This window comes from Mucilaginibacter sp. SJ (genome assembly GCF_028993635.1).
In the GTDB taxonomy this organism is placed as follows: Bacteria; Bacteroidota; Bacteroidia; order Sphingobacteriales; family Sphingobacteriaceae; genus Mucilaginibacter.
Window position 1 is genome coordinate 6783698 of record NZ_CP118631.1, and the last position, 20255, is coordinate 6803952.

At 42.3% G+C, this 20255-nt stretch carries 12 protein-coding genes; 1 reads left to right on the top strand and 11 read right to left on the bottom strand.

Annotation, left to right across the window (positions count from 1 at the left end):
- Positions 1 to 62 precede the first annotated feature (62 nt).
- From MusilaSJ_RS27875 to MusilaSJ_RS27905, 7 genes are all read right to left on the bottom strand, one after another.
- Positions 63 to 3110 carry a GH92 family glycosyl hydrolase gene (locus tag MusilaSJ_RS27875; protein ID WP_274988011.1) on the bottom strand — a complete coding sequence of 1016 codons (3048 nt, stop codon included), beginning with the start codon at positions 3108 to 3110 and terminating at the stop codon, positions 63 to 65.
- A 206-nt stretch (positions 3111 to 3316) separates the two neighbouring features.
- On the bottom strand, positions 3317 to 6454 hold the full coding sequence (locus MusilaSJ_RS27880) for an efflux RND transporter permease subunit (RefSeq protein WP_274988012.1): 3138 nt from the start codon (positions 6452 to 6454) through the stop codon (positions 3317 to 3319).
- A 75-nt stretch (positions 6455 to 6529) separates the two neighbouring features.
- Positions 6530 to 7630: an efflux RND transporter periplasmic adaptor subunit gene (locus tag MusilaSJ_RS27885; protein WP_274988013.1), complete on the bottom strand. Its 1101-nt coding sequence runs from the start codon at positions 7628 to 7630 to the stop codon at positions 6530 to 6532.
- 20 nt (positions 7631 to 7650) lie between these two features.
- Positions 7651 to 8925, bottom strand: a complete 1275-nt coding sequence (locus MusilaSJ_RS27890; RefSeq protein WP_274988014.1) for a TolC family protein — start codon at positions 8923 to 8925, stop codon at positions 7651 to 7653.
- Positions 8926 to 9114: 189 nt separating this feature from the next.
- Positions 9115 to 9900, bottom strand: a complete 786-nt coding sequence (locus tag MusilaSJ_RS27895; protein ID WP_274988015.1) for an amidohydrolase — start codon at positions 9898 to 9900, stop codon at positions 9115 to 9117.
- Between the two features lie 179 nt (positions 9901 to 10079).
- A complete protein-coding gene (locus tag MusilaSJ_RS27900; protein WP_274988016.1) occupies positions 10080 to 11225 on the bottom strand; it encodes a methionine aminotransferase in 1146 nt (381 codons plus the stop codon).
- A gap of 207 nt (positions 11226 to 11432) precedes the next feature.
- A complete protein-coding gene (locus tag MusilaSJ_RS27905) occupies positions 11433 to 13589 on the bottom strand; it encodes an FUSC family membrane protein (protein ID WP_274988017.1) in 2157 nt (718 codons plus the stop codon).
- A 274-nt stretch (positions 13590 to 13863) separates the two neighbouring features.
- Here MusilaSJ_RS27905 and MusilaSJ_RS27910 point away from each other — a divergent pair, with 274 nt between their 5' ends.
- Positions 13864 to 16440 carry a phosphoenolpyruvate carboxylase gene (locus MusilaSJ_RS27910; RefSeq protein WP_274988018.1) on the top strand — a complete coding sequence of 859 codons (2577 nt, stop codon included), beginning with the start codon at positions 13864 to 13866 and terminating at the stop codon, positions 16438 to 16440.
- A 311-nt stretch (positions 16441 to 16751) separates the two neighbouring features.
- Here the strand turns inward: MusilaSJ_RS27910 and MusilaSJ_RS27915 are convergent, their stop codons facing one another.
- The 4 genes from MusilaSJ_RS27915 to MusilaSJ_RS27930 form a co-directional block, all read right to left on the bottom strand.
- Positions 16752 to 18302, bottom strand: a complete 1551-nt coding sequence (locus MusilaSJ_RS27915; RefSeq protein WP_274988019.1) for an alpha-N-arabinofuranosidase — start codon at positions 18300 to 18302, stop codon at positions 16752 to 16754.
- Between the two features lie 188 nt (positions 18303 to 18490).
- On the bottom strand, positions 18491 to 19078 hold the full coding sequence (locus MusilaSJ_RS27920; protein ID WP_274988020.1) for a TlpA family protein disulfide reductase: 588 nt from the start codon (positions 19076 to 19078) through the stop codon (positions 18491 to 18493).
- A gap of 60 nt (positions 19079 to 19138) precedes the next feature.
- The gene (locus MusilaSJ_RS27925) at positions 19139 to 19549 is read right to left on the bottom strand and encodes a DUF6691 family protein (protein ID WP_274988021.1); all 411 of its coding nucleotides are present in this window, start codon (positions 19547 to 19549) and stop codon (positions 19139 to 19141) included.
- Between the two features lies 1 nt (position 19550).
- The gene (locus MusilaSJ_RS27930; RefSeq protein WP_274988022.1) at positions 19551 to 20111 is read right to left on the bottom strand and encodes a YeeE/YedE family protein; all 561 of its coding nucleotides are present in this window, start codon (positions 20109 to 20111) and stop codon (positions 19551 to 19553) included.
- Positions 20112 to 20255: the final 144 nt, after the last annotated feature.

Below are 20255 nucleotides of genomic sequence, written 5' to 3' on the forward strand. Positions count from 1 at the left end.
TAGTTTTATTCATTTTTAAATGATATCTCATAGCAGACTTTATTTATCCGCACATCAAATCATTACTCTATTGTTATTTCATCGGCAAAAATGTAGGATTGATTGCCTTTGTTCTCATGCCAGTCGGGTAGCGGGCCGTATTGCTTGGCTATCAGTTTAATATAGCGGGCACTGGTGTTTAACGGCGCGGTAAATTCCTGCGTTTGCACGTTGGTATCTTTAATATCAACTTTGGTGTTAATGGTGGTCGCCAGTTTGTAAGTTTTGCCATCATTTGATGTCCAGAACTGTACATATTTAGGGAACACAATCCAGGCGCGGCTATCCTGCAAGGTACTGACGCTGATTTGTTTGATGGGTTTAACGGCGCTCATATCAACAATGGCTATAAAATCCTTTCCCTGGTAACCCTGCCAATTGCCTAAACGCCAGTTGGTAGTGCCATGCTGCCCATCAATTAATGATTCATCGCCCTTAGCCGGGTAATTAGGCAGGTATTTATTCAGTATAGTTAGCTTAATATCGTTGCGGAGTTTGATGAAACTTGCCTCATCAACAAAGCTGCTTTTGCCCTCCTTTATCGCGATAGCTTTTACCGTGATATTATCGCTAATAGTAATTGGCTGTGTATAAGGCGTTGACGATGCAGTAGGAGCAGAGCCATCGAGTGTGTAATAGATTTTTGCATCGGTATCCTGATCTTTGATCTGGATGCTGAACGGCTGCTTGAATGACCTGGCGGGCGATATAATGTAAGGATTAGGTACGATAAGGTTATCAGTAATCTTTGAAACTGGTTTTTCCAGATCCTGGGTAAATATCTTATTAGCCAGCCTGCCGGTAAACACTTCAAAATCCCCGCCTTTGGTAATATCATCGTAGTTGATAAAAAGCTTACTGTATACCTTTTTATCAAGGTTCATGCCTTGCAGATAGATATTGCTGCGGGTAATGCCGGCGCCGGGGTTAATAATGCTGAATTTTTTGCCGTTCTCTAAATTGATCACTGCCTTATCAAACTGCGGGATCCCGATCTGAAAATCCTGCTGACCGGGTGCAATGTTGTAAATTCCTAAAGAACTCATCACATACCAGGCCGACATTTGGCCGCAATCCTCATTACCGGCTAAACCATCAGGTTTGTTGCTGTATTCTTCCCGCAAAATACGGCTCACATAAAACTGGGTTTTATCCGGCGAGTCGGTAAAATTATATAAGTACGCCATGTGATGACTTGGTTCGTTGCCATGGGCGTATTGGCCTATCAATCCGCTTACGTCAGGAATATCACTGCCGCTAAGTTTTGATTGGGTGCTAAACAATTCATCGAGCTTATTTTCAAATGCCTGTTTGCCGCCCATTTTATCAATCAGGGTTTCTACATCGTGCGGTACCAGGAACGAGTATTGCCATGAATTACCTTCTGTGTAATTGCTGTTGATCTCTGCAGGATCGAAAGGCTCCAGCCAGCCGCCGTTGGTACGGGCTTGCATAAAAGTATTCTGGTTGTTGAAGACGTTTTTCCAGTATTGTGCCCGCTGAATGTATTGGGTATAATCGTCGGTTTTATTGAGCATTTTTGCCATTTGGGCTATACACCAATCGTCATAAGCATACTCCAATGTTTTAGACACAGACGCATCTTCTTCGTCTGATTGAACAGCTCCGTTTTGGCGGTAATTATCCAGCCCAAACTGGTTGCGGTTTACAGCGCCCTTCATTGCGGTAAAAGCTTTCTCTGCGTCAAAATCACGAATGCCTTTAGCGTAAGCATCAACAATAACCGGGATGGAATGGTTACCGATCATACAATAGGTTTCGGTAGTTGCCAGCGGCCATATGGGTAACAAACCGCCCTGATCATACATCGCCAGAAAGCTTTTGATAAAATCAAGGGTTCGTTTACGGTCAATCAGCGTAAGCAGCGGATTTTCTGCCCGGTAGGTATCCCATAACGAAAATACGGTGTAATAATCAAATCCCTGGGCTGTATGCACCTGCTGATCCATGCCCCGATATTGTCCGTCGATATCGCTATAAATGTTTGGCGCTACCATGCTATGGTATAGCGCTGTGTAAAATATAGTCTGCTTTATCTTGGCATAATCAGGCTGAACTATTTTTTTTGCAGGAGGGGCGTAACTATAAGAACCGGTACCACCTACAGGTTGAGCTTGTGTAGACGCTGCCGGAGCGCCACCCTCAACTTGAATTTTATTGAGCTCATGGTTCCAGGCTATTTTGGCATCTTTCTGAATTTTTTTAAAGTCGAAATCAGGTACTTCTGCATCCAGGTTTTTTAAAGCACCTTCGGTGCTTACCGAGGAGATACCCACCTTACTGATCACTTCGCCGGGATTATCAAACTGCAAAAACAACTTGATATTCTTGCCCTGTGCTTTGCTTTGGCCATTTTGTACCTCGTTATTTACAGCAATACCGTAAGTTTTAAAAGGCTTTGAAAACTTAGCGTAAAAATATACTTGCTGTTTGTCGGCCCATGATTTCGACATACGGAAACCACGTACTTCATGATCATTTACTACTTCTATCCATGAATCCAAAACCTCATCGCGGTGCTGCAAATCGATAATAATATTTGCCTTATCGGTTGATGGGTAAGTGTAGCGATGCATACCTACACGGGTGGTTGCAGTTAGCTCAACGCCAATATTATATTTATCGAGCAGTGTTTTATAATAACCTGGTGTGGCACTCTCATTCTTTTTGCTGAAGCGCGACCGATAATCGGTGTTTTTAAATTTAGGGTCGCCGGTGGTTGGCATAAACAATACATCACAGTAATCAGGGACACCGGTACCGCTCAGGTGCGTGTGCGAGAAACCATATACCAGGCTATCGGTATAATGATAACCGGAACAGCCATCCCAACCCTCCAACCGGGTATCCGGACTAAGCTGTACCATGCCGAAAGGCCTCACAGCACCGGGATAAGTATGCCCATGTCCGCCTGTACCTATAAATGGATCAACCAGTTGGGCGTAGTCTTTTTCCTTCTCTTTTTTCTTTTGTGCCGATGAAAAAAACGGCAGTACAAACAACAGAGCGACCGGTAGGGCAGAGCGGAATACAGGTTTGATCAATGACATATTATTTAAAACCAATTATATGATTTGAGTGTGCACAAATTACACTAATTACCACGAATATTTACTAATAGGAAAGTCCCCTATTTTATTATTAGTGTAATAAATGGTCACTAAAAACAAATAGCGACGGGCATATCCTTATCGCTATTTGTTAGAATAACTAATTCGTGAAATTCAATTTAATTCGAAATAATTAGTGTTCAGTCTTATCCTTTTATCATACCTACTTTTTTCAGTAGCTTGCGGTTTTCACGATGGTGTATTAAACGATAAACGATTGCGTAAATAATAGGTAATATAAGTAAGGTTAGTATGGTAGATGTCACAAGCCCACCGATAACTACTATAGCCAGCGGCTTCTGAGTTTCCGAACCAATACCGGTTGAGATAGCTGCCGGCATCAAACCAATGGCAGCCATCAGCGCGGTCATCACTACCGGGCGTACACGTGATATTACGCCTTGCATAATGGCCTCGTCAAGATGCATCTTTTCTTCTATGTTTTTCTTAAACACTGAGATCAGGATCACACCATTTTGAATACATACACCAAACAAGGCAATAAAACCAATACCTGCCGAAATACTAAAGTTTGTATTGGTAATATGCAGTGCCAAAATTCCGCCTATCAATGCGAAAGGCACGTTAAGGATAACCAAAAATGCATCTTTAGCATTACCGAAGGTGATGAACAGGATCAGAAATATTACAAGGAGGCAAATAGGCACTACGTGTGCAAGAGTTGCCGAGGCGCGTTGCTGATTTTCAAACTCGCCAGCCCAGGCAAATGAATAGCCCTGGTCAAGCTTTACATGGGCGTTAACTTTTTGTTGTGCCTCGGCAATGGTGCTTCCCAAATCGCGGCCACGAATGGAGAACTTCACGGCTATATAGCGCATGTTGTTATCTCGATAAATAAAGGCCGGACCGGTAGTGGTTTTGATGGATGCTATTTCCTTAATGGCGATTTTGGCACCGTTAAGAGTAGGTATCATCAGGTTTTCGATCTTATCCTGCGTATCCCTGAATTGCTTTTGATAACGGACCCGCACATCGAAATGGCGCTCGCCCTCGTAAAGCTCGGTTGCTGCTTTACCACCTATAGCCATTTCAATAACAGAATTGGCATCGGCAGTTGAAACACCATATAAAGCCATTTTACGCTGATCAAGCTCTATCCTGAATTCCGGCTGACCAAGGTTGCGCAATACACCAAGGTCTTCAACACCTTGAACGGTTTTTAAAATGCTTAACACACTATCAGCCTTGTGGTCAAGGGTTTCGAAATCTGGGCCGAAGATTTTAACAGCTAAGGATGCATTAACACCGGCAACGGCTTCATCTACGTTATCACGTATCGGTTGAGAGTAATTGAACACAGCTCCGGGTATTTTTGTTAGCTGTTGATCCATCTGGGCTATCAGTGCGTCTTCAGATAATCCCTTAGGCCATTCCTTTTTGTTTCTCAAGTCAACCTGTATCTGCACATTGAAAAAGCCTTTCGGGTCTGTACCGTCGTTGGTTCGGCCTACCTGGGCAAGTGTTTGTTTTACCTCCGGGAATTTTTCAAGGATTTGCATCATTTTTTGGTTGATGCTTTCGGCCTCAGATAGTGAAACACTCATCGGAAGTTCGGCTTCAACCCAAAGTGCGCCCTCATTAAGGTCAGGCAAAAACTCCGACCCTAAAAATCTGAATGAAAAAAATGTTACCGCCATAAACGCTACTGCAACGATAAGGCTCAGTTTTTGATTTTTGTAAGTAAAACCAAACATCCTGCGGATGCCGTTTTCAAAAAACAAAACAACCGGGTTGTGCTTTTCCTTTACATTTTTACTCAATAATATACTTGAGAGGGCGGGTACGAGGGTCAACGTAAAAATCAAAGCACCAAGTAACGCGAAGCCAAGAGTGTAAGCCAATGGCGAAAACATTTTTCCCTCCACTTTTTGGAAAGCGAAAATTGGCACTAAACAGGTAATGATAATGAGTTTGGAGAAGAAGATGGCTTTACCCATTTCGGCACCAACGTTTTTAAACAGGCCAAGTTTTGCAAGGCCGTTAAATTTTTGCATGCCCACTTCTTTAGCCCGGTGATCAAGCGCTACAAAGATACCCTCAACCATCACTACGGCACCATCTATAATAATACCAAAATCTACTGCCCCCATCGAAAGGAGATTGGCGCTCATGCCCTTTATGCGCATACATATAAAGGCAAATAATAACGACAGCGGAATGATAATAACTACGGTTAATGTGGTGCGCCAGTCGGCCATGAATAACAAAACGATGACTGTTACCAGCACGATACCTTCCAGTAAGTTATGAATTACCGTTTCGGTGCAAAAATCCATCAGGTTGGTACGGTCATAAAAAGTATCTATTTTAACGCCCTTAGGCAGGATGTTATCATTCAGATCTTTAACTTTATCACGGATCCGGTTCAATACTTCGGCTGGGTTTTCGCCCTTACGCATTACAATGATCCCTTCTATAACATCTTTTTGCCTGTCGCGGCTTACCTGGCCAAGGCGCGGAAGCCCGCTTTCCTTAACATCGGCAATGTCACGGGCCAGTATAGGCACGTTATTTACATTTTTAATGATGATATTCTGGATCTCTTCGATGTTATTGATCAAACCTATACCACGCACAACGTAGGCCTGGTCGTTTTTTTCAATTACATCGCCCCCTACGTTAATGTTGCTGCGGTTAATGGCATTGTATACATCGAGCGAGGTAAGCTCATATTTACGTAACAAAGAAGGGTTAACACTAACTTCATATGTTTTTTCTTCGCCCCCAAAGCTGTTTACGTCAGCAACACCGGGTACAGATTTGAACTGGCGGTCCAGGACCCAGTCCTGAATAGCGGTGAGTTCATGAATTGATTTGGTATGGCTTTTTAAAGTATAGCGATATATTTCGCCGGTAGGGCCGTATGGGGGTTCAACTTCGGGTTTTACACCGTCTGGTAGGTCGGCATTACCCAGTCGGCTTAACACCTGCTGGCGGGCAAAAGAATCATCTACATCATCATCAAAAATAATGCGTACATATGATAAGCCAAAAGCCGAAGTGGTACGAAGATTAGCCTTTTTTTGTACTGAGTTTAAAACTGTCTCCATGGGTATGGTGATCATTTTTTCAACCTCTTCGGCACTGCGGCCCGGCCATTGGGCTATAATGATGATTTGCGTATTGGTTACATCCGGAAATGTTTCAATAGGAGTGTTGGTATAGCTCCATACACCAATCACGGCTAAAACTGCTGTCATGAAAAACACGAAGTAGCGATGCCTTAGCGAGAAGTATATAATATTTTTAATGAATTTGTTCATTTTTGATCAGTATTGGGTTTTAGGTTAAATAGCCTGGCAGAAAAAAAACTGCCTGTTACACTTAACGCTAATTAATTAATCGCCGGCGAGGGCATCGTATAACAACAACTGGTTTTTTGATATCACCCTGTCGCCCGGTTTTAACCCTGATGCGATATAGCTGGTATCTTCAACCGTTTTAATTACGCTAACCTCGCGCAGTTTAATGTCGCATTTGTCATTATAAACTACCACAAAGTTTTTGCTGTTATCAAAAACCACAGCTTTGGCCGGTATCGATACTGATTGTGCTTTATCGGTATTGGTGATCACTACGTTGGTAAACATTTCGGGTTTAAGCAGCATGCCTTCGTTTGGTAATACGATCTTGATCTTCATTACTTTGTTATCAGGATCTAAAACAGAGCTGGTGGCGTCTACCTTGCCGGTAAAAACTTTATCTGGATAAGCAATCGTAGTGATCTTTGCTGTATAACCGGTTTTTACTTTAGCAATGTCTGATTCAAACACGTTGGCCCAGATCCAAACATCCTTCATGTTTGATATGGTGAACATGCTGTTATTATTGTCTGGCCGAATAAAACTGCCGGCGGTTATGTTTTTTTCAACCACATAACCGCTTTCTGGAGCTTTGATCACCAATGTACCACCTGCGCTCGTGTTGCCGCCGCCGTTAATACTGATCTGCTCTTTTACCTTACTGTAGGCCGCTTCAGCCTTGTTAAAGTTCTCTTTGGCTTCAGTATAGTCACGTTCACTTGAGATTCCGTTTTTATATAAATAATCGGCTTGTTCCAACTGCCGTTTGGCTATCGACAAATCGGCTTTTGATGAGGTCAGGTCGGTATAATTGCCGGCTATATCCGCGCTACGTACAACAGCAAGGGTTTGACCTTTGCTTACCTTATCACCCAGTGAAACTTTTACGTCCAATACCTGCCCGCCTGAAAAAGGAAATACTTTAACAACAGCGTTGTCATCATATGAAACCTCGCCCGAAAGGCTTAATTCATTTTTTATAGTTGTGGTTTTGGCGGTGTCGATTGTGATCATACGGGCCATCGAATCGCTAACACAAACCTGTTTGTTTTCAACCGCAGGAGGTGTCTTACCTTTGCAGGCGGCAAGTAATAGCAAAGCTGAGATGCCGGAAAACAGCGTTTCTCTTTTCATCATAGTAAGTCTTAAAATGTTAGTCAGGATTTTATTACGGTAGTGCCAACAGCAAAATTGAGGTCGGCAATGGCTTTTTGCAGGTTATATTGCTGCTGCAATATTTTTAGTTTGGTATCCTTATAGGTGTCAAAAAAGTCAACAAACTCTACGAGGCTTATCTGGCGTTGCTGGAAGCTTTTAAGCATAGCACCAAACAGTTTATCATACTGTTCATTAAACGCGATCTGTTGGGTTGAAAACAACTGAATATTCAGTTTATATTGGTTGACAGCGGCGACAACATCGTTTTTAAGCTGAAACTCACTTTGTTTTAATGTGCTTTCCTGGCTTTTGATATTGTACTGTGCCGATTTAATATTGCCCTGGTTACGGTTAAACAACGGTATCGGAAAACCGATTTGTAAACCATAGTAGTGCGCGGCGTAGCTGCTGTGTTGATCGTAGGATACTCCTAAAGTAAGGTCAGGTACGGCAAGAGCTTTTTGATAAGCAAGGTTATGAGTGGCCGAATTTAATTGGTACTGGTTCGATAAATAATCGGGCCTGTTGGTCATGGCCTGACTAATAAGCGACTGCACATCAAGATTTACGGTTTCTATCGGCTTATTATTGATGACAGGCTGTACAAACGTGGTTTCCTTGGTTTGGAGTAATGTTTTAAGCTCTGTTTGCAGGTCATTGATCTGGCGGTTATTTTCGACCATGTCATTTTGCAAACCGAACAATAGAGCTTTCAGGCGGATGAGGTCCTTCATTGAGGTATTACCTACATCAAATGATTTTTGAATTGCATTAACCAGTTCAGTGGCTGATTTAATTTCGTTTTGATAAACTAATTGCTGTGCATTCAAGGAGCCCAACTGGCTAAAATCAAGCTGCAGATTATAATGAAGATTGCGCATCAGATCATTAAAGGCGGCTTCCTGAACTTTAGCATCGTCTTCGGCTACTTTTACCTGTTTGCCGCGTTTGCCGGCAGTGGCAAATACCTGGTTTAGCTGGACAAATACTTGCCCGCCTCCGTTTGAGTGGTTGAAAAATTTATTGGTGCTACCGTCATGAATGTTCTGATCGGTGCTTAAAACTGGGTTATCCCATAGTTTGGCTTGTTGAATGAGCGCCTTTGAGGCGTCAACATTATACTTTTGGGCAAGCAGGCTAAGGTTATTTTCAATGAATTGCTTTTCAGCATCCTGGAAATTGATCTTTAGTGTATCTGTCTGAGCTTCGGCCTTTTGGGTTAATAAACTAAAAAACAGTGGGGATATAAATAGCAGGGATTTTATAGTACGCATGTTCCTTCTTCAATTCTACAGTACAAAATTTCGAAACGGTTATGAATTTTGTATGAAGTGAAGGAAAAACTAATGGTAAAGAGGGAATTTGTCTGAATCTGGATTTATAGGATTTTCAGGATCGACGGATTTTAATTTCGATGTGATATGAAAATCCAATTAATCCCTAAAATCTACCCAAATCCCAGTTCAGATATTTATTTCAAAGTCATCTGCATCTTTTAAAAAGGGAAGCGCACGGCGCACTTTTTCAACCTCATCACCTATGATACTGAAAGTGTACAGGTCTTCTTCATCACGCTTATAATAAACAACCTTGCCGTTAGGGTCTATACAGGTAGAGTCGCCGCTGTGATAAACCTCGTTTCCATCGTGGCCTACTCGGTTTACCGCTATTACGTACGATTGATTTTCAACCGCACGGGCAGGGATCAGGGTACGCCAGTGTGCAGCCCTGCGCTCGGGCCAGTTAGCAACCACAATGAGCAGATCGTAAGGGTTTTCTTCAATGTTGCGCAGCCACACCGGGAAACGCAGGTCGTAACATATCACCGGGCAAATTTTCCAGCCGTTTAGTTCTACAAAAAGTTTTTTTGTGCCTGCAGTGTAGGTACTGTGCTCGTTGCCAAGCGCAAAGAGGTGGCGTTTGTCGTAATGTTCATGGCTGCCGTCAGGACGCATCCAGATTAACCGGTTGTAGTAATTGCCGCCTTCTTTAATAATAATGGTCCCGGTTATCACACAATCATATTGTTTGGCTATTTTTTCCATCCATTGCATGGTTTTGCCATCCATAGGCTCAGCTAATTCGGCGGCGTTCATAGTAAAGCCGGTACTGAACATCTCGGGCAGTATGATAAGATCTGTTTTTTCGCGGATCCCTCCCGATAGTCTGAGAGTAATATTCTGAAGATTTTTATCGGTATTTTCCCAAAAAAGGTAGCCTTGAAAAACAGTAATTTTAAGATTCTCCATAATATTTGGTTCATAGTTGATGGATCATGGTTCATCGCAAAAAATGCATGACGATTGGTTGATCCATACTGATAAAACTTATACAATTTGGCTATGATCCTTGAACTATGGACCATGATCCAAAATCAAACTTAAATGATCTGGCTATGATCCATGAACTATAGACCATTAACCCAAAATTAAACTCGAATTAACCTATCAACGGCTTTATCTAAAGTTTCTTGTCTTTTGGCGAAACAAAACCTTAACACATGGTGATCAATCCCCTTGCTGTAAAAGGCCGAAACAGGTATGGATGCCACCCCAAATTCCTTTGCCACACGGATAGAAAAGTCGGCATCTTTTTCGTCGGTAATAGCGCGGTAACTTACTGACTGAAAGTACGATCCTGAACACGGCAAAAGCTTAAAACGGGTTTGTTCAAGGCCCTTTCTGAAGTGGTCGCGTTTTTCCCTGAAAAATTCGGCCAGGCCAAGATAAGTTTCTTCGTTTTTTAAATGCTCGGCAATGGCATACTGAATAGGAGTGTTTACCGCGAACACCAAAAACTGATGGATTTTCCTGAACTCGTTCATCAAATAGGCAGGGGCCATGCAATAACCCACCTTCCAGCCGGTAGCATGAAAAGGCTTGCCGAACGATGCTACGATGAAGCTGCGCTGCTGCAGATCAGGGTAGCGGGCCATGCTGTGGTGGGTTTCGCCATCATATATCAGGTGTTCATATACCTCATCGCTAAGGATCAGGATATCCTGGTTTTTTACCAGCGCACTCAGCTCATCGATATCTTCCTTATGTAAAATGGTTGCCGTTGGATTATGCGGCGAGTTAAGGATGATCATTTTTGTTTTTTGATTAATGAGCCGCTTAACCATGTCCCATGCAATGCGGTAATTGGGCGGCTCAAGGGCAAGCGATTTTACAACACCGCCCATCAGTTTTATGGCAGGGGCATAGCAATCAAAAGCCGGTTCAAATATGATCACCTCATCGTTGGGGTGAATTACAGCGCTTATAGCCGTAAATATGGCCTGTGTACCGCCGGCCGTGATGGTGATCTCCGTTTCGGGGTTATAAACCGCGCCGTAAAGTCTTTCAGTTTTTTCGGCAATACGCTCTCTTAAAGCCATTACACCGGCCATGGGCGCGTATTGATTATGCCCTTCTTTCATGGCTTTATTTACGAGCTCAATCAGGTCGGGCGAACAGTCGTAATCAGGAAAACCCTGCGACAGATTTATTGCACCCAGTTCGTTGGCCAGGGCCGACATAATGGTGAATATGGTAGTTCCGGTTTGGGGTAATTTTGAAACAACAGGTATCATCAATGGCTAAAGTAGGGAAAAATCATTATGAACCCATCCCCATAACCGGGTATTTTTTGTATTTAGAAATATTTTAATTTATAGGTTTAAACATATTACTGTGCCATGATTTTTAGGATTAGAAGATTATTCTGATATTATATACAGGAGATTATGGGTCTTTACCCTACATTACGTGGCATCAGGGCAATCCTAAAATCCTCTAAATCATGGTTCAAGCAATATACTATCCGTAATCTTTGCAATATCGTAGCTGATCTTATTGATAAAGCCCAATTGCTCTTTCAACAAAGCATCTTCGGCCTGGGCTACAGGTTTTTGGGCTTCCGGGTTAACAGGGGGGATTTTACCTATATTAAATTCAATATTTTCAGCATGCAGTTTTTGACCGGTATCGTTCAAAACGGTTATGCTTTTTTTGATGAGCTTCATGGCTTCAGGGTGTGCAACCGGGATTTCCTTTTTGCTTTGTGCCGATGCAATGGTAGCGATGTACGAGGAAAGGATATGGTTAAGCACCACAAATTTGTGTACATCCTTAATTTTGCGCTGTTTGCTTTTGGGTTCTGATGTCATGCGCTCAAAAGCGGCCGAAAGGTTGGCCGATTTTACATATACCTCTTTTCGTGCCAGCTTATAAGTGGTAATGCTGATTATTTTGCCCGAGATGCTTTCGGCAATAGTAACCAGGTAATTGATGTTGGCTACAATGACGTCCCGAAGCGTTTCCTGGATCTGTTCAAACTCCCAGGTTGGGAAAATGAGGTAGCTGGCTACCAGGGCAATGGTTGAGCCAATAATAGTATCGATGATCCTTTCCTGCGCTACATTTAACAATCCCACACCTAAAAACTTGAACAAAATAAGTACATACGGGGTCATGAAAATTACGCTCACTACATAATTAAGGCGTTGAAAGCTGTAGGCACCCATCATAAAAATCACCAGGAAAATAAACTGCACGGTGACGTTAGGGATAAAGGTAAGTATGGCTATACCAATAACACCACCGCCAATGGTGCCTATTAAACGCTGGTAGTTACGCTGTTTTGAAAGACTGAACCCCGGCTTCAATATTACAATAATGGTAAGCAGCACCCAATAGCTATGATGGCCTAATGATACTAATTTAGCTGTGATAAAGCCTACCAAACATACCAACGCTACACGCAGGGCATGTTTGAATGCGCCGGATGCAAGCGTAAAGTTGTCGAAGAAAATATGCGGTGCAAAATCCTGGTGGGTAACAAAAGCCGAATACTCTACATCGCCCTTGGGTTCGTTTAATGATTCGGCGGCTTTTGAACTGTAGTACTTATAAATATTGTTAATTCCCTCGCTAAGTGAACGCAGGTTTACCAGCACCTTTTTAAGCACCAGATTGCTGGTTTCCTGGTTGTTTTTTCCGATGGAGTCGATCTTTATTTTTAGTTTTTCCAGCTCGATATTAAAATCAGTGAGATGGCGGCGACGAGTGTTGGATAATATAATATAGGCGATATCATCAAGCTCATCGGCCATGTTATGGATAATGCGGGCTATTTCGGTTAGTACGCCGGTGTCTTTAAATTTTTCGCGAATGTGGTTGTAATCATAGTGCGTGGCCATGATCTGTTCGTAAATATCAACAAGGTCCACAAAGGTGAGTACCAGGATCCTGCTTGGTGCTGTTGATTCCCGGGCCATGATGCGGCTTTTAAAAAGCAGTTCGCGCACAGCATCCTGGTGCTGGCTCACCTGGATCTGTTTGGAAACCAGCTTGCGGTAGTTTTCGTCGATATCGGTATCTGACAAATAAAAATCGGCTTTGATGCGTAAAAAACGCGCTATATCGGTAACATTTTCGCCAAGGGCCTGCTGTGCCGCGCGGTAAGGGCGGATACCGAAAAACAACAAACTGAAGATCATATACCAAACACCACCCGCTAAGATAGTTGCACTGTAACCCAATACCTCAGGAGCTGCCAATGCTTTATCCATCATAAAGATCATGATCAGTAATGATGAAGTGCCTACGGAAGCTGCCCTGTTGCCATAAACCGTAAACATGGAAAACAAAAAAGCGAAGAAGGTGATCTCGAAGCCAAGGGTAAATACATTGAGCCGTGCAAACCCGGTGATAGCGGCAACCAAAAACAAACACAGGTTACCGGCCGCCATAGCGTTACGCTTGTGCGATACCGGGCCGGGAGTGTCTATAACGCAGATACACAATGCACCCAGTGAAAGTGTAAGGCCCAGATCAAACTTATCAAACTGCATCAGCAACAGGGAGGGTAGTAAAATGCCTATACAAATGCGGATCCCATCAGAAAAATATTGACTGTAAAAGAAACTTTTTATTTCCCTGATGTTTATAGACATGGTAGCAGTAGCTTTGTAAATAACAGAACTATTATAAGCAATTTTGTTTGTTCGGCCTGTTTTTATTAAATATAATTTATTGGCCCAAAATGACGTTTCAAATTTACATAATTTTAATTTATGTATCTTTTTTTGATAAAAATGGCATTAATTAAAGATTTGTGTTAATAAATATTTACTTTTTGATGAAATTAAATTAAAGATCAGTAAATTCACCCCCCGGAAAAGGCCAAAAGCTAAACCAATCAATTTTACCTCAATTTAATTTTTTACTATGTCGCCAACGTTAAAACTCAACCAAAGAGAAGCAGCTTTCAATAATGAAGTTGTTACCCGATTTGAGTTATATAACAGTTTGTTTCAAACACTTCCGTTTTACCAGGTAAAGGATACAGGGATCTTATTACCGTTCTTCAGTTCGCATTGCGAAAAGGGCGCTATCACCCATGATTCGCCGACAGATATTATCGAGTCGTTTTTTGAAAAGTATGTACCGGATATCGATCATCGCGAGCAGATTAACCGCATGTTCAGATTTATTCAGTACATTGAACGGCAGGTGGTTTTATTTGATGCCATTGAAGATTCTTCCTTTAATAAAATAGGTAAGTTTGATGACAGCGGTACCCTGCAAAGCTTATTGCAGCATGCAGCCATCAGTGATGAAAGCCGGCAGGATATCAGTGAAAAATTAAAAGATTTTTCATTACGTCTGGTGCTTACTGCTCACCCTACACAGTTTTATCCCGGTACGGTGCTTGGCATCATGACGGATTTAATTGAAGCTGTAAAAACCAACGATATCAATAACATTGATGTATTGCTGCAGCAATTAGGTAAAACGCCATTCTTTAATAAAACATCGCCGACACCCGTTGATGAGGCTATCAGCCTTTCCTGGTTCCTGGAAAATATATTTTATCATGCCGTATCTGGCATCCAATCAAAACTGGAAGAAGAGTTTGACATTGACGCTGCAAGCCGTCAGATATTGGAGCTTGGTTTTTGGCCGGGTGGCGACCGTGACGGTAACCCTAACGTAACAACCCAAACCACTAAAGAAGTTGCCAGCTTTTTAAGGCAGCGCCTGTTCAGGTGTTACTACCGCGATTTCAGGGTACTTAAACGCCGAATCACTTTTCGTGGTGTTGAAGAGGCCATGACTAAACTGGAAACGCTGTTTTATAAAAACGCTAACGAACAGTTAACCCCGGTTGATCTTCAAGGCGAACTACTGGAGCTGCTGCTTTCCATAAAAGAAGTCATCCTTAGAGATCACGATGGCTTGTTCGTAAATATTGTTGAAGATATGATCCAGAAGGTACGCCTTTTTGGATGCTATTTTGCAACACTTGATATCAGGCAGGACAGCCGTATTTTACGTAAGGTGTTTGAATATGGAACCAAAAATATTGACACAGGTGTAGCAGAAGGTTATTCGGAACTAAGCGAGGAAGACAAAATAAAGAGCATCACCTTTAAAGAGGCCGATTTTGTTTGCCCTAAAGAGGAAAAAGATGCTATGATCCACGATACACTGGATACCATCAGGTTGGTTAAGCAAATTCAACAGGGTAATGGTGAAAGGGCCTGCCAGCGCTTCATCATCAGTAACTGTCAGCGCGCTTCGGATATTTTGCAGTTGATTAACCTGTTTTTATGGAGCGGGTGGAAAAAAGACAGCTTAAGTATTGATTTTATGCCGCTGTTTGAAACCGTGAACGACCTGGAACATGCTGCAGGCATCATGGAGCAATTATATACCCATCCGTTTTATGCCGAGCACCTGAAAAACAGGGGTAGCCAGCAAACTATTATGCTTGGTTTTTCGGATAGTACTAAGGATGGCGGTTACCTGATGGCTAACTGGTCGATATATAAAGCTAAAGTTGAACTTACCGCGATGGCCCGCAAATACGGCATCCAACTGGCGTTTTTTGATGGCAGGGGAGGACCGCCTGCCCGCGGTGGTGGTAAAACACATCGTTTCTATGCGTCGATGGGTAAAGAGATTGCTAACGAGCATATCCAGTTAACTATACAGGGGCAAACCGTTAGTTCACAATATGGTTCGGTTGAAACTGCCCAATTTAATATGGAGCAGTTAATCAATGCAGGTATTATCTCTGCATTGCACCCTAACCGTAACGATCTGCTGGATAATCGTCATAAAGAGCTTATTCAGCAAATGGCCGACATAAGCTACAAGCTGTTTATCGATCTGCGCGCACATCCGTTGTTTGTTGAATACCTCGAAAAATTTAGTCCGCTGAAATTATTGTCGAGGATTAATATCAGCAGCCGCCCAACCAAACGTAACGCAGGGGCTCAATTGAAACTGGAAGACCTTAGGGCTATCAGCTTTGTAACTTCATGGAGCCAGCTTAAACAAAGCATCCCCGGTTTTTATGGTGTGGGTACAGCACTTAAACAGGTTAAAGAAACCGGCGGCTGGGACGAGATCAAAGAGCTTTACCAAACATCAGGTTTCTTTAAAACCATGCTGGATAACTGTATGATGTCGATGTCGAAGTCAGACTTTAGGGTTACAGCGTACCTGGAACAGGATGAAAAATTTGGCGCCTTCTGGAAAATGCTTCGCGATGAGTTTATTCTTACCCGCGAAATGCTTCTCGAACTAACCGGCAGCACCGTACTAATGGAAGAATATCCGGTTGAACGTCGTTCTATCGCTATTCGCGAAAAAATTGTGTTACCGCTGGTGATCATTCAGCACTATGCCCTGCAATGTATCAATTATGAAAAGGATACCGAGCTTAATGATGTTTATAATAAATTGGTGATCCGTACGGTTTATGGTATTGTAAATGCCGGGCGCAATTTGGCTTAAGAGTTTATTGTTTTAATTTATATCTCCATCCACCTGTTAGCAATAGCAGGTGGATTTTTTTTGATTTAATTATATGATCATGATGAGCTGTGTCAAAACTTTTCAAAGGTTTTGACATTTGATCTGAAAAGCCTCTGCCCTCAAACTTTAAGAAAAAACCGGGAGGCATTATAAAGTTAAAAGCAGAATACGTAAAGCTTAAAACTAATAGGTTGATTATTCGTGTTTGTTCAATTGTTTTATATGTAATAAAAAAAAGACCGCATCATTTGTATCTGATGCAGCCTCTTTTGTATTTAGGGGAAAGGATTTTATTTCAATTCGAGTGTTACGATTGATTTTGCAGGCAGACTTACTACCAGTTTGTCACCGTCTTTTTTAGCTCCGGTAAAAGTGTTCAGGTGGATTTTATCGGCATCTTTAAATGTATTAACATCAGTTAACTTAGCCGAGGTTAATACCTGGCCGCTAACGGTTTGCCATTTTATATCGCTAAGGCCGGTTGTAATGGTAATAGTATTGTGCGGATCAAGGTTAACTAATGAGATGTGTACCTTGCCGGCCGCATCCTGCGAAGCAGATGCATTTACAGCTTCAATTTTTTTGCCATCGACTTCATAATCAGGCACGCTCAACTTAATGGGCAGGTATTTGGCATCCTGGTGCACCTTATACATATCAAACACGTGGTAAGTAGGGGTAAGCACCATTTTTTCTTTATCAGTTAATATCAATGCCTGTAGTACATTGATGGTTTGGGCAAGTGCAGCCATTTTTACACGGTCGCTGTGGTTGTTGAATATGTTTAGCGTTGTGCCCGCTATTAAAGCATCGCGCAAGCTGTTTTGTTGATAAAGAAAACCGGGGTTTGTTCCTGGCTCAGGATCAGTCCAAACGCCCCACTCATCAACAACGAGGGCCACCTTTTTTTCCGGGTCATATTTGTCCATAATGGCCGAATGTTTGGTAACCAACTCCTCCATTTTAAGGCAGTTTACCATAGTGCTGAAGTATTCTTTTTCGTCAAAGTTAGTTGCCGAACCTTTTTTGCCCCAATTACCTGTTGGTATGGTATAATAATGCAACGATAAACCTGCCATCATACCGCTCGAGATGTTTTTCATACAAACTTCTGTCCAGCGGTAATCATCAGAGTTTGGTCCGCTGGCTATTTTTTTCAGTTTAGCACCTGGGTAATCCTTGGCAAATGATGCATAGCGTTTAAACAGGTCGGAGTAATATTCAGGTGTCATATTGCCGCCACATCCCCAGCTCTCATTGCCAACACCCCAATAAGTTACTTTGTAGGGGGCCGGATGTCCGTTCTTTTTACGCAGTTGCACTACAGTACTGCTGCTGTTTGAGTTTAAGTATTCAATCCACTTCGACATTTCATCAACCGTACCGCTGCCTACGTTACCAGCTATGTAAGGCTCACAACCCAGCAAGTCGCAAAGTTCCAGGAACTCATGTGTGCCAAAGCTGTTATCTTCGGTAATACCACCCCAGTTGGTATTTACCATACGCGGGCGTGCAGTTGCAGGGCCGATGCCATCGCGCCAGTGATACTCGTCGGCAAAGCACCCGCCGGGCCAGCGAAGGTTAGGGATCTTTATCTTTTTAAGGGCATCAACAATATCAAGCCTGATGCGGTCCTGCTTTTTTACAGGGAGGGTTTTATCAACCCAGAAACCTCCATAAATGCCATGACCGAGGTGCTCGGCAAACTGGCCGTAAATGTGCTTGCTAATGGTTGTTTTTGAATCGGTACTGATATTAAGTGTACCTGTTTGCCCGAAGGATGCCGAGCTCAATAAAGACAAAGCGATAACGCCGAGTTGTAAAAACGGGTTCTTTTTCATTAAAACTTAAGTTTACTAATTGTACAGTAAAGAAAAGAAAAAAATTGTTAATAAGTGTTAAAAGAACAATAAAAAATATTAACCATGATTAGCTTGATTAATCGATTACCTTGAATTATAAGTATGTTGGAATGAAAACCGGTGGTTGACCTGCAAGATCAGCATGATCAGGAAATCCTTTAATCAAGCTAATCAAGGTTCTGCCTTATAAACTCTTCAAACTTTTCACTGCTATAATCTGCCGCGCCGGAGTGTTTATAAATAAGCTTGCCCTCTTTATCAAACACGAGGGTAGTAGGGATCGTTCCATCTAATAAAGTGCCGGGTACATTGCTCTCTTGTATATATATAGGTAAGTCGTACCTGTTTTTAAGCATAAAAGCTTTGGCTTTAGGCAGATCGTTATCTACATCAACCAAAAGAAAGGCTACTTTTGGATCGTTCCTGAATTTTTTGTAGAGTTCATTTACCTTAGGCATTTCTGCGATGCAGGGAGGGCACCAGGTAGCCCAATAGTTTATAAATACCAATTTAGATTTTAAGGTGCCTAACGATATGGTATTACCGCCTGCATCTTTAAACTGAATATCCGGTACATTGGCAACATTTTCGTGATGCTTAGCGTACCCTCCGGGATCGGGCTGGAAAAAACCCAGCGACATGAGGCCCCTGATTAGATAACCTTTTGCATTTGGGTTAAAAATTACCAATAACGCCAATGCCATAATGAGGATGCTGAAGATATTTGAAACCGAGATCTTTTTTTGTTGGATCATAAAGTGATATTTACGGGTCTGTAAATACTTTGCTCCTTCGCGCCTTTGCATGAAATTAATTTAATGTGGTAATTTTTCTCTGAGCAAGCCATAAACCCATGTCCCCAAAATAGCGCTTAAAAGCGTAACTGAAGTAACCAAAAAGCCGCTTCCAATCTGCGCAAACAGCGGACCGGGGCAGGCACCTGTAATTGCCCAGCCTAAACCAAATATCAACCCGCCATATACATTGCCCCAGTTAAATTTTTTGTCGGGAATAACAATGGCATCGCCGGTAAGGGTTTTGATCTTAAAACGTTTAATGATCATAACAGAGATCATCCCTACAATAATAGCGCTGCCAATGATACCATACATATGAAACGATTGCAGCCTGAACATTTCCTGGATCCTGAACCAGGAGATCACCTCCGATTTTACCAGTACTATGCCAAAAAGGAGGCCTGCAAACAGGTATTTGATATTGCGCATATTATAAATGTAATAGGTAGGGTAAAATAAACCAGGTCATGATAAAGCCGCCTGCCATAAAACAGCAGGTAGCCACAAGGGATGGCCATTGTAGGTTGGAGATCCCCATAATGGCATGTCCCGATGTGCAGCCGCCCGCATACCTGGTGCCAAAGCCTACCAAAAAGCCACCGATCACCATAAAAATAAAACCTCTTAAAGTGAGGAGTTGATCAAAACTGAAAACATCCTTTGGTAGTAAACCATTAAAATCTCTAATGCCCTGCTGCTGTAGCACAGTGTGGGTTTGCGGATTAATATCAACCGGGTGATTAGCTGATAAAAATTGTGCGGCTATGAACCCGCCCAAAACGATGCCGGCAACAAAAAATAGGTTCCAGCTTTCTTTTTTCCAGTCGTACTTAAAAAATGAAATATTAGCCGGCATACACGCCGCGCAAATGTGCCTGAGTGACGATGAGATACCAAAAGTTTTACTCCCGATAATAAGGAGGGCAGGCACAACAAAGCCTATCAGCGGACCGGCTACATACCAGGGCCAGGGTTGAGTTATCAGATCCATAGTTTACAGGTTGATTATCCCGCAAATATACCGAATGTAATTTGGCAAAATCTTAATGATACCGTCGCTTAATTGTAATCTGTACAATTTTACTTTTTATTTGTTTTAACAATATTGTTACATATATTTACTGGCAATTATATA